The 10,816-nt window shown below is 71.7% G+C and carries 10 protein-coding genes and 1 pseudogene (1 of these 11 only partly in view); 5 read left to right on the top strand and 6 right to left on the bottom strand.

Annotation, left to right across the window (positions count from 1 at the left end):
* Positions 1 to 220: pseudogene (locus E6G06_10325) on the bottom strand (sigma-70 family RNA polymerase sigma factor); it reaches 721 nt to the left of the window's first position.
* 239 nt (positions 221 to 459) lie between these two features.
* Between E6G06_10325 and E6G06_10320 the strand changes: the two are divergent.
* Positions 460 to 774 carry an antibiotic biosynthesis monooxygenase gene (locus E6G06_10320; GenBank protein TML91436.1) on the top strand — a complete coding sequence of 105 codons (315 nt, stop codon included), beginning with the start codon at positions 460 to 462 and terminating at the stop codon, positions 772 to 774.
* Here the strand turns inward: E6G06_10320 and E6G06_10315 are convergent.
* From E6G06_10315 to E6G06_10300, 4 genes are read right to left on the bottom strand one after another with little or no spacing between them, the layout of a single operon-like run.
* Positions 752 to 1,339, bottom strand: coding sequence for a hypothetical protein (locus E6G06_10315; protein TML91435.1), 588 nt, complete (start codon positions 1,337 to 1,339; stop codon positions 752 to 754). The genes E6G06_10320 and E6G06_10315 overlap by 23 nt on opposite strands.
* Positions 1,336 to 2,004 (bottom strand): hypothetical protein, encoded by a 669-nt coding sequence (locus tag E6G06_10310; GenBank protein TML91434.1) that lies wholly within the window; start codon positions 2,002 to 2,004, stop codon positions 1,336 to 1,338. The genes E6G06_10315 and E6G06_10310 overlap by 4 nt, the downstream gene beginning before the upstream one ends.
* A 9-nt stretch (positions 2,005 to 2,013) precedes the next feature.
* Positions 2,014 to 2,901 carry a DMT family transporter gene (locus tag E6G06_10305; GenBank protein ID TML91433.1) on the bottom strand — a complete coding sequence of 296 codons (888 nt, stop codon included), beginning with the start codon at positions 2,899 to 2,901 and terminating at the stop codon, positions 2,014 to 2,016.
* Entirely contained in the window at positions 2,898 to 4,610 is a 1,713-nt protein-coding gene (locus E6G06_10300) for an NAD+ synthase (protein ID TML91432.1), read from the bottom strand. The genes E6G06_10305 and E6G06_10300 overlap by 4 nt, the downstream gene beginning before the upstream one ends.
* A gap of 52 nt (positions 4,611 to 4,662) precedes the next feature.
* On the opposite strand from E6G06_10300, the gene E6G06_10295 reads away from it, so the two are divergent.
* From E6G06_10295 to E6G06_10280, 4 genes are read left to right on the top strand one after another with little or no spacing between them, the layout of a single operon-like run.
* A complete protein-coding gene (locus tag E6G06_10295; GenBank protein ID TML91431.1) occupies positions 4,663 to 7,347 on the top strand; it encodes a bifunctional [glutamine synthetase] adenylyltransferase/[glutamine synthetase]-adenylyl-L-tyrosine phosphorylase in 2,685 nt (894 codons plus the stop codon).
* Positions 7,344 to 8,294, top strand: a complete 951-nt coding sequence (locus E6G06_10290) for an ATP-binding cassette domain-containing protein (protein TML91430.1) — start codon at positions 7,344 to 7,346, stop codon at positions 8,292 to 8,294. The genes E6G06_10295 and E6G06_10290 overlap by 4 nt, the downstream gene beginning before the upstream one ends.
* 38 nt (positions 8,295 to 8,332) lie before the next feature.
* Positions 8,333 to 9,139, top strand: a complete 807-nt coding sequence (locus tag E6G06_10285; GenBank protein ID TML91482.1) for an ABC transporter permease — start codon at positions 8,333 to 8,335, stop codon at positions 9,137 to 9,139.
* Between the two features lie 20 nt (positions 9,140 to 9,159).
* Positions 9,160 to 10,227 (top strand): polysaccharide deacetylase family protein, encoded by a 1,068-nt coding sequence (locus tag E6G06_10280; GenBank protein TML91429.1) that lies wholly within the window; start codon positions 9,160 to 9,162, stop codon positions 10,225 to 10,227.
* A gap of 22 nt (positions 10,228 to 10,249) precedes the next feature.
* Here the strand turns inward: E6G06_10280 and E6G06_10275 are convergent, their stop codons facing one another.
* Positions 10,250 to 10,813 (bottom strand): hypothetical protein, encoded by a 564-nt coding sequence (locus E6G06_10275; protein ID TML91428.1) that lies wholly within the window; start codon positions 10,811 to 10,813, stop codon positions 10,250 to 10,252.
* Positions 10,814 to 10,816: the final 3 nt, after the last annotated feature.

Below are 10,816 nucleotides of genomic sequence, written 5' to 3'. Positions count from 1 at the left end.
CGTCCTCGCCCTCGATGGCGCCCTTGCGGAGCTCGCGCTTGCGGGCGGCGGAGAGGTCCTTGCCCCCCTGCTCGAGTGCGCCTCGCGATGCGTTGCCCGCCTCGATGGCCTTCGCCAGGCGAACTTCGTCGTCCTTGGTCAACAACGGGTACTGCCCGATGTCGGTGAGGTAGAGCCGGACGAGGTCTTCCTCGTCTCGCTCGACACGCTCCTTCGGCAAGAAATGTCCTTTTGGTGAGGCCTACAACTGGTGTGGCGGTCTAGCTGGTGTACCGGTACTGCAACGTGGCCCTTTGACAACGCCGGTCAGGGCGCGCGGATTCCCACTACGTCGGGTGGGCAGCGGCCTACCGACTTCCACGATACCTGGCCGGTCAAGGTCAGCGGTCACGACCACGGCCCGCTCCTGCATCTCGGTTCGGGGCCTTCTCCGTTGGGAGGCCGTTACATTGGGAGGTCGTGCCGGACGAGGTGCAGCTGACCGTCGTCACGATGACCTTCGATGCGACCGAGCCCGAGCGCCTCGCCGCCGCGCTCTCCCGCTACGTGGTGCTCAGCCGCTCCCACCCCGGCTGCCGCAACATCGACCTCTGCGTCTCCATGACCCGCCCCGCGCGCTACGTCGTCATCCAGAAGTGGGCGACGCCCGAGGCCCAGCGGGCCCACTTCGACTCACCCGAGATGGTGGGGATGGCCGAGGCGTGCGTCGGCCTGCTGGCCGCCCCGCCCGACATCGACCTGCTCGACGGCGTCAGCGCCCACGACCTCGCTTGACCACGGCGCGGGTGTCGGCCGCCTCGGTCTCGGCGCAGACGGCCTGCAGGTCGGCCCAGGTCAGTCCGTCGGCGGCCCACAGGCGGTCGAAGGCCTCGTCGGCCACGTCGGTGAAGCCGTGGCGGATGCGGAAGTGGTAGCGCCGGCGCTCCTTCTGCACACGCCACCCGAGACGCTCGCAGCGGCCGACCGCGTAGGTGTCCCATGCGACGTGCTCGCGCAGCGCGATGTCCTCGTCGGGCGGCGCCTCCGCGAACGAGGGGTCGAGCCGGTCGTGCGCCCGGAACAGCAGCCGGCCGAGCACGCTGCGGACGCTCTTCTCGCTGAGATGACGCGGTCGCTTGGCGTCCTCGAACGCGCCACTCTCGATCGCGACCGTGACCGGATCGATCGCCACGACCTCGGTCTTGCCGAGCGGCGAGGTCTCGTCGACCTCGACGCGCACCTCCGTGCCGTCGGGGAACCCGATGGTGTCGGCGACGTCGGCCGCCACCTCGGCGATGCTCGCGGCCTCGTACTGCACGAGCGTGAACTCCGCGGGCACGACCGTGACCTTCACGCTCACTGGCCGTTCCCGCCCGCGGCGCGTCTGGCGCCGGAGTCGCCGATGCTGCCCGGTCCGGCGATGCCCCCGGCCTCCACGACGAGGCCCTCGAGCCGGGCCTGATGGTTGGCGGCGCGGGTCGCGTCCGCCGGCGTCACGATCACCGACTGGAGCATCATCTCGCCGTCGCGCCAGTCGTCGAGCTCGTCCTGCAGCACGAACTTGAGGGACCGGATCGTAGGCGCATCGGTGATCGTGCTCGTGGCGTTGAGGTGGTAGGTGTAGGCGGCGATCTTGTGCGGGATCAGCACGCGGTACACGCCGACGAGCTTCTCGATGGTCAGCTCGGGCGCCTCGGGCTCGGTGACCGCGTCGACGAAGGTCACGAAGGCGTCGTTGGGCGGGACGCACAGCCGGTCGGGGTTCATCTCGCGCAGCTCGGGCAGGCGCTTGTGCCACAGCTCCGAGTGCCAGGCGTGGTGATAGCAGTGGGTGCCGAGACGCATCTTGATGTCGAGCTCGGGCACCGTGGCGACCCAGCCGCCGAGCGCCTCGAACAGGCGCATCTCGATCCACTTGTAGTGGCCGACGCGACGAGCGGACTCCTCGACGTCGAACAGGCCGGGGAGCTGGCGGCGGTCCCATGGTGCGAACGCCGCGCGCGGCGGCGGGGTTGTCTCGGGCATGCGGGCAGATTAGGCGGTGGGCGCCGCCGACCGCCGGGCCGGACGCGCGACCATTCGCGGCCCGAGCTCGGCCACGAGTATCCCCGCGAGGATGAGAAGGGCGCCGGCGATGCCGAGCGCGCCCAGGCGATCGCCCACGAGGTAGCCGGCGACGCCGGCGAAGACCGGCTCGAGCATGAGCAACAGCGCGGTCCGCGACGGGCCGATCCACTGTTGGGCCCAGACCATGCAGCCGAAGGCCACGGCCGACGCGGCCAAACCGGTGTACGCCGCCGCCCACCAGGCCTGAAAGGTGAAGTCGTAGCCCCCGAGGAAGAAGCCGGGGACCAGGCAGCCGACCGCCACCACCCCCAACTGCACCGCGTTGAGTCGATGGGTGTCGTGCTTGGGCGACAGCTCGGCCAGCATCACGATCTGCACCGCGAACGCGAGGGCGCAACCGAGCGTGAGCGCCTCGCCCCGACCCAGCGCAAGGGTGGCGCCGTTCAGGAGGAAGACCCCGACGAGCGCGACCATGATGCCGGCGACGGTCGTCGGCGTCGGTGGCCGGCGGAGCACGAGGGCCGAGATCACGGGCACCGCAGGCACCAGGAGGTAGGTGAAGAACGCGGAGCGGGTCGTGGTCGTGTACTGCAGCCCGATGGTCTGGAAGAGGAAGCCCACCATGAGCACGACGCCGGTCAGCGCGCCCGCGCGCAGCCAGCCGGGGGTGACGGGCCGGCGGCGAGCGACGACCCACGCGGCCGCGGCGCCGATCGCGAACCGGACGCCGAGGAACGGCACCGGTCCGACGTCGCGCACGGCGTCCTTGACCACGACGAACGTCGTCCCGAAGAAGAAGGCGGCGGCCACGAGCGCCACGTGGGCGCGCGTGCTCTCGGTGAAGCGGCGCGTCAACCCGTGTAGCGGTTCGTGATCGGCACCCGCCGGTCCTTGCCGAACGCCTTTGGCGTGACGCGCACGCCGGGCGGGTACTGGCGGCGCTTGTACTCGGCCCGGTCGACGAGACCGACGACCCGGCGCACGAGGTCGGGATTGAAGCCCGCGGCCTCGAGCTCGCCCGCGGTGAGGTCGTCCTCGACGTAGGCCTCGAGGATCGGGTCGAGCACCTCGTAGGGGGGGAGCGACTGGTCGTCGCGCTGATCGGGCCGCAGCTCGGCAGAGGGCGGCTTGGTGAGCACGGCCTCCGGGATGACCTCGCGGCCGGCGCGGGCGTTGAGGTCGCGGCAGAGCGCGTAGACCATCAGCTTGGGCACGTCCTTGATGACCGCGAAGCCGCCCGCGCTGTCGCCGTAGAGCGTGGAGAAGCCGGTGGCCATCTCGCTCTTGTTGCCGGTGGTCAACACCAGCCAACCGAACTTGTTCGACAGCGCCATCAGGGTGACGCCGCGCGCACGCGCCTGCACGTTCTCCTCCGCGAGGCCCTCGTCGGTGGCCGCGAACGAGGGTGCGAGCATCTCGAGGAAGGCCCGGTGGGCGGGCTCGATGGCGATCGTGCGGAAGTCGATGCCGAGGACGTCGGCCAGCCGGGCCGCGTCGGTACGTGAGCCCTCGCTGGAGTAGCGCGACGGCATCGACACCCCGTGCACGTGCTCGGCCCCGAGCGCGTCGACGGCGACGGCGGCGACGAGCGACGAGTCCACTCCACCCGAGAGCCCGAGGACCACATCGGTGAATCCGTTCTTGGCGACGTAGTCGCGCGTGCCGAGCACGAGCGCCTCGTAGATCTCGCGCTCCCGCGCCAGCGGCTCCGCGCACGTCGGGTGGACGCGCGTGTCGTGCTCGGCGGCCTCGCCCGTGACCGTGACCTGTGCGAGGGGCGAGCTCGACGCCCGGCCGCGGGGGTCGAGCAGCCGCTTGCGGAAGGAGGGCCGCACGTCGAGGTCCACGACCATGACGTCCTCCACGAACTGGGGGGCGCGCGCCAGCACCGCGCCCGACGCGTCCACGACGAGCGAGGCACCGTCGAAGACCAGCTCGTCCTGTCCCCCGACCTGGTTGACGTAGACGAGCGAGCACGAGGCGTCGGCCGCGCGCGTGCCGAGCATGCGCTCGCGCTCCTCGAGCCGGCCCGCGTAGTACGGGGAGGCGTTGAGGTTGACGACGAGCTCGGCCCCGCCCGCGGCCTGCGCGGAAGCCGGCCCGTTCGGGCTCCAGATGTCCTCGCAGATCGACACGCCCACCCGTACGCCGCCGATGACGAAGAGCACCGGGTCGCCTTGGCCGGGGGCGAAGTAGCGCTGCTCGTCGAACACGGCGTAGTTGGGCAACAACCGCTTGTGGTACACGCCCTGCACCTGGCCGTGGGCGCAGACCGCGGCCGCGTTGTGCAGGTCGTTCGTGCGGTCGACGAAGCCCACGATCGCCGCGCATCGGCCGGTGCGCGCCGCGAGCTTCTCGAGCGACGCCAGGTTGTCGGCGACGAACCCCGGCTTGAGCAGGAGGTCCTCGGGCGGGTAGCCCGTGACCGCGAGCTCGGGGAACACCGCGAGATCGCATCCGGCCGCCTCGGCGCGGTCGAGCATGGCGAGCAGGGCCGTCACATTGCCGTCGAGGTCGCCCACCACGGTGTTCAGCTGGCAGGCGGCGATCCGTAGTCGCGCCACACGACGAGACTATCGGGGTGGCGATCGATTCCCGGCCTGACAGACTGCCGCGGTGGCGTCCGACACGCTGACCGACACCGTCGAGCACTCGGCCGCGCCGGCCGCGGTGGCCGTCGCGATCGAACGGCTGGTGGAGGCGCACGACGGGCTCGCGACCCGGCTCGACACCGACCGGGGGCTGCGCGACGCGATCGTCGCGGTGACCGCCGCCAGCCGGGCGCTGACCGACGCGTGCCTGCGCGACGGGCGCGCCATCGATGTGCTGGCCGATCTCGAACGACGACCCGCGCTCGACGCCGACGATACTGCTGCGCTCGCGAGCTGGAAGCGCCTCGAGCTCCTGCGCATCGCAGCTCGCGACCTCCTGGGTCGGGACGGGCTCGAGACCGTGGTGCGCGCTCTGTCCGCGCTGGCCGCCGACGTCATCGATGCGGCGTGGCGGTTCGCAGACGAGCCGCCGCTGGCGGTGATCGCGATGGGCAAGCTCGGCGGGTGCGAGCTGAACTACGCGAGCGACATCGACGTGATGTTCGTCGGAGAGGGTGAGGCCGGGGCCCGCCAGCTGATGGAGGTGGCGCGGACGTGCTTCCGCGTCGACGCCGACCTGCGTCCGGAAGGCCGGGACGGCCCGCTCGTGCGCTCACTCGAGTCGTTCGAGGCGTACTGGGACCGGTGGGCGCAGACCTGGGAGTTCCAGGCGCTCCTCAAGGCCCGCCCCGTCGGCGGCGCCACCGATCTCGGCTCCGACTTCCTCACCGCCGCGCACAAGCGGCTGTGGGAGCGGCCGTTCACGGCGGACGACGTGCGCTCGGTGCGGGCCATGAAGGCGCGGGCCGAGGACGCCCTCGCGCGCAAGGGGCTGAGGGACCGCGAGGTCAAGCGCGGTCGCGGTGGCATACGCGACATCGAGTTCGCCGTGCAGCTCCTGCAGCTCGTGCACGGACGCAGCGACGCGGACCTCCGCTCGCCCACGACGCTCGACGCGCTCGCCGAGCTCGAACGGGCCGGCTGTGTGGCGGCCGACGACGCGCGCGCGCTCGCGGACGCGTACCGCTTCCTGCGCGTGCTCGAGCACCGCCTCCAGCTCGTCGACGAGCAACAGGTGCACGCGCTCCCTACCGACGTCGCCGCCCGCACCCGGCTGGCGCGCGTCATGGGCTACCGCGACACCGTCGCGGGCGACGCGCTCGCGCAGCTCGAGGCGGTGCTCCTGCTGCACCAGTCGACGGTGCGGTCGATCCACGAACGGCTCTTCTTCCGGCCCCTGCTCGACACGCTGGCGGGATCGGCGAGCGCCACCCTGCCCCCGGGCGAAGCCGAGACCCGGCTGGCCGCGTTCGGCTTCACCGACCCGGCGCGAACCCGTCAGGCCGTCCAGGAGCTGACGCGAGGGCTCAGCCGCTCGTCCCGGCTCATGCGGCAGCTGATGCCACTGCTGCTCGAGTGGCTGTCCGAGTCACCCGACCCCGGCCTCGGTCTGCTCGGCCTGCGCAAGCTCAGCTCCGGGCCGCAACGCACCACCGAGCTCGCCACCGCGTTCCGCGACTCGCCGGAGGCAGCCCGGCGCCTGTGCGTCGTGCTCGGCACGAGCGGGCTCCTCACCCAGACGCTCGAACACCACCCCGACCTCATCCCCGCGTTGGGCGACCCCGACGCGATGGCGCCGCGTCCACCCCAGATCCTGGCCGCCGGCGCCACCGTCGCGCTGTCCTGGCGGGGCGGTCGAAAGGAGCGCCGGGGCGGTCTACGCCGGTTCAAGGAACGCGAGGAGCTCCGCATCGCAGCGCGCGACATCCTCGGGCTCGAGGGCGACGACGCCACGACGGTGCCCGCGACCGCCCGACAGCTCACCGCGCTGGCGGAGGCATGCGTGCGCGCCGCGCTCGACGCGGTCGCGCCGCGCCTGCCGTTCGCGGTCATCGCGATGGGCCGGTTCGGTGGCGCGGAGCTGTCCTACGCGAGCGATCTCGACCTGCTGTTCGTCTACGACGGGACGACGCCGGCCGACTTCGCCGCGGCCGAGCAGTCGGCCGAGACGCTGCTGGCGTTCCTGGGCGAGGCGGGGCCCGGGCGCATCTACGCCACCGACCTCGACCTGCGGCCCGAGGGCAAGCAGGGACCGCTCGCCCGGAGCCTCGACGGGTACCGCGCCTACTACGAGCGCTGGGGGCAGACCTGGGAGCGCCAGGCCCTCGTGCGCGCCCGCCCCGTCGCCGGCGACGACGAGCTCGGCCGTCGCTTCATGCAGGTGGCGGGGGACCACGTGTGGGGGCAGCCGCTGACCGACGACCAGGCGCGCGAGATCCGGCGCATGAAGGCGCGCATCGAGCGCGAGCGACTGCCGGCCGGCGACGACTCCAGCTTCCACCTGAAGCTCGGTCGGGGCTCGTTGTCCGACGTCGAGTTCACTGCTCAGCTGTTGCAACTGCAGCACGGTGTTCGTGAGCCGGGGACGATCGCCGCGCTCGACGCGCTCGCTGCGGGCGGTCAACTCGACGCCGACGATCGCGCCGTGCTCGCCGACGCGTACCGCTTCTGCGAGCGTACGCGCAACCGGTGGTTCCTCGTGAAGGGAGCGCCGGGCGACGCGCTCCCCACCCAGCCCGAGCAGCTCTCCCGGCTGGCCCGTTCGCTCGACAGCACACCCGGCGAGCTGCGCGAGAGCTACCGCCGCGTCACCCGTCGCGCCCGTCAAGTGGTGCAACGTCTCTTCTACGGCCAGTCCGTCGCGGGATGAGCGCGCCGACAGCCGTCATCCGAACCGATGCGCTCACCAAGGTCTACCCGGGCGATCTCCGCGCCGTCGACGGGCTCGACCTCGAGGTGCACGAGGGCGAGATCTTCGGCTTGCTGGGGCCCAACGGCGCGGGGAAGACCACGACCGTCGGCATGCTCACGACCCGCGTCATCCCCACCAGCGGCCGGGCGACGGTCGGCGGCATCGACGTGTGGGCGCACCCCAGCCTGACCAAGCAGGTCATCGGCGTGGTGTCGCAGACCAACACGCTGGACCGCAGCCTCACCGTGCGCGAGAACCTCTACTTCCACGGCCGCTACTTCGGGATGAGCGGGCGCGAGGCCAGCCGGGCGGCCGACGAGGCGCTCGAGCGCTTCCGGCTCGCCGATCGCGCCTCGGCCGAGACCAACGCGCTCTCCGGCGGCATGGCCCAACGCCTGATGGTCGCCCGCTCGATCCTGCACCGGCCCCGCACCCTGTTCCTCGACGAGCCCTCGGCCGGGCTCGACCCGCAGAGCCGCCTCGCCCTGTGGGAGATACTGGGCGAGCTGCACGACGACGGAGAGACGATCCTGCTGACGACCCACTACATGGAAGAGGCCGACCGGCTCTGCGACCGGGTGGCGATCATGGACCGCGGCCGCATCCTCGCGCTCGACACACCGGCGGAGCTGAAGCGCACGGTGGGCGCCGACACCATCGTGAAGATCTCGGCCGAAGGCGACCTCGCCGCGCTGGCCCACCACCTCGAGGGCCTCGAAGGTGCGATGCGCGTGCAGGTCGTCGACAGCGTCGTGCGCGTGCACCTGCGCGGCTCACAGGGCGTGCTGCCGAAGGTCGTCACCCGAGCCGAGGCCGGCGGCTTCACGATCACCGACCTCTCGGTCACCGAGCCCACGCTCGAGGCGGTGTTCATCAACCTCACGGGGAAGGACCTGAGGGAGTGACCACAGAGGTTCGTCCGCCCGACGTGACCCTCGCCGAGCTGCGCCCTCCGACGCGCGCCGCGATCACCGCGTTCAATGCCCTGCTCCTGCGCGACTTCGCAGTGCTGCGCAAGAGCCTGCCCGTCTTCATCGTGCGCACCATCATGCAACCGGCCCTGTTCGTCTTCGTCTTCACCTACGTGTTCCCGAAGATCGGGCAGGGCATCGGGGGACCGGGTCGCTCGGAGGCGGCCTTCGCCATCCTCATCGTGCCCGGCGTCGTCGCGATCGCGTGCATCTTCCAGGGCGTGCAGGCCGTCGCCCTGCCGCTGGTGCAGGAGTTCGGCTACACGCGCGAGATCGAGGACCGCGTGATGGCCCCGCTCCCGGTGTGGGGCGTGGCCGCGCAGAAGATGGTGTCAGCCGCGTTGCAGGGCCTGCTCGCGGCAGCGATCGTGTTCCCGCTGGCTGCCGTCATCCCCACCACGTCGGTGCACCTCGACGTGCACTGGCCGGTGCTGCTCACGGTGGCTCCGCTCGCCACGCTGCTCGGCGCCGCGTTCGGCATGACCATGGGGACGCGGGTGCAGCCCAACCAGGTCCCGCTCATGTTCAGCGTCGTGATCATCCCGATCACCTTCCTGGGTGCGACCTACTACCCGTGGGCCCGACTGTCGCCCATCCCCTGGCTCAAGGTGGCGGTGCTGCTCAACCCGCTCGTCTACATGAGCGAGGGGTTGCGCGCCGCGCTCACGCCGCAGTTCCCGCACATGAACCTCGCCGCGATCTACGGCGCGCTGATCACGTACACCTGCCTGCTCACGTGGGCGGGCATCAACGGATTTCGTCGACGCGTACTCACCTGACGATCGCGCTGGCTGCCGTCGTGGCCACCACGACGGCGGGCACGGCGGCCGCGCTCGACGCGCAAGCACCGCCGCGGCCGCCGCCGATGGCGACCGTCGCGCGCGTGGACGGCATCGACGTCACGGTCGTCAGCGATTCGCCCGTCGTCGCCGACGGTCTGCGGGCGGCGGACATCGTGCCGCGGGACGGCGCCCTGGTCGCGGCCGCCAGCGGTCGGGTGCTCGACGCGCACGCGGACCGGGCCACGATCAGCCTCGACGGTGAACCGGTCGGGTCGCACGCCCGGCTCCGACGGCGCGGCCAGGTGCTCGTGCAGAACGGCGCGGCCCGCGTCGAGCCGGTCGACGTGCGTACGCAGGCGGCCCTGCCGACGGGCCTCCCCGACGTCGAGAACTCGGTGTGGCAACCGGGAACACCGGGCCTCGACGAGATCATCACCGGCCACCGGAGCGGCGAGGTGGTGTCCCGCCGCACCCTCATCCCCGCAGGGCCCGCGATGCCGAACCCCGGCCGGGTCATCGCGCTCACGTTCGACGACGGCCCCAGCCCCGACTGGACGCCTCTGGTGCTCGAGATCCTTCGCAGGTTCGCGATCAAGGCGACGTTCTGCACGGTCGGCTACAACCAGCGACGCCATCCCGAGCTCGTCCGAGAGGAGCTCGCCGAGGGCAACACCCTCTGCAACCACACCTCCCACCACCCGATGCTCGACCGGCTTCCTCCCGAGCAGGTCACCGCGGAGATCACCGACAACGCCGCGGACCTGCGCGCCATCACCGGCCAGGACGCGCAGTTCTTCCGGGCGCCCGGTGGACGGCTCACCCCACAGGTCATCGACGTCGCCCACCGCATCGGCGAGCGGGTGCTGGGATGGAACGTCGACCCCAAGGACTATCTGCGGCCGCCGCCGGAGGTGCTGCGCGACCGCATCCTGGGCGCGGCCAAGCCGGGAGCGGTGGTGATCCTGCACGACGGGGGTGGGGTCCGCGCGAGCACCGTCGCGATGCTCCCCGAGCTGCTCCTGCGGCTCATCGCGGCCGGGTACGCGATCGTGCCCACCGTCCCCGGCCCGCCGCCCATGTTCTGATCGGGCCGGGTTCGGCAGACACTCAGCCCGGGTCGCGCGTCTTGCGGCGCCGGCTGCCGAGCACGATGAGCACGCCGGATCCGACCAGCGCGACGCCGACGAGCGCCCCGCGGGCGATGGCGGCACCGGTCGTGGCGGTGCCGGCCCGCGCGACGGGATCGCAGACGATCTCGAACCGCAGGGTCTGCGTCACACGCGTCGCGTTCGTCGCGGAGCCAGAGGCGACGACCGCGTTGGGACCGCACACGGCGGTCGCGCGCGTGCCGTTGATCTCCATCGATCTCGCGGAGATGACCATCACCTCGAACTGCACGCAGCCGTTGGCGTCGGCAGTCGCGTTGAGCACGAAGGTCCCGTTGGCGGTGACGCGCACGGTCGCGCCCGGCGCGAAGCCACACAGCTCCGAACTCTTCGTCTCGCCCACGGCGATGGTGCCGAGGTCCTCGCTCGAGCCCGTGCCCGACGGTTGCGTCGTGGGCGGGCCCGGCGGATAGCCGGTCTGCGCGTCCGCAGGAGCCGCGACCAGGAGCAGGAACCCCGCGATCGTGACGGTGCGCTTCAGTCGCAAGGCAAGGCGAGGCTTCATCTC

The sequence above is a fragment of the Actinomycetota bacterium genome (assembly GCA_005888325.1).
In the GTDB taxonomy this organism is placed as follows: domain Bacteria; phylum Actinomycetota; class Acidimicrobiia; order Acidimicrobiales; family AC-14; genus AC-14.
The sequence above is the reverse complement of the archived record's forward strand: the minus strand, read 5'-3'. Positions and strand labels throughout refer to the sequence as shown.

What these genes read in the sequence shown, in the direction of transcription:
- E6G06_10290 (TML91430.1), top strand. Translation starts at nt 7,344, where the DNA reads ATGAGCGCGCCGACAGCCGTCATCCGAACCGATGCGCTCACCAAGGTC.
- E6G06_10310 (TML91434.1), bottom strand. Translation starts at nt 2,004, where the DNA reads ATGCCCGAGACAACCCCGCCGCCGCGCGCGGCGTTCGCACCATGGGAC.
- E6G06_10275 (TML91428.1), bottom strand. Translation starts at nt 10,813, where the DNA reads ATGAAGCCTCGCCTTGCCTTGCGACTGAAGCGCACCGTCACGATCGCG.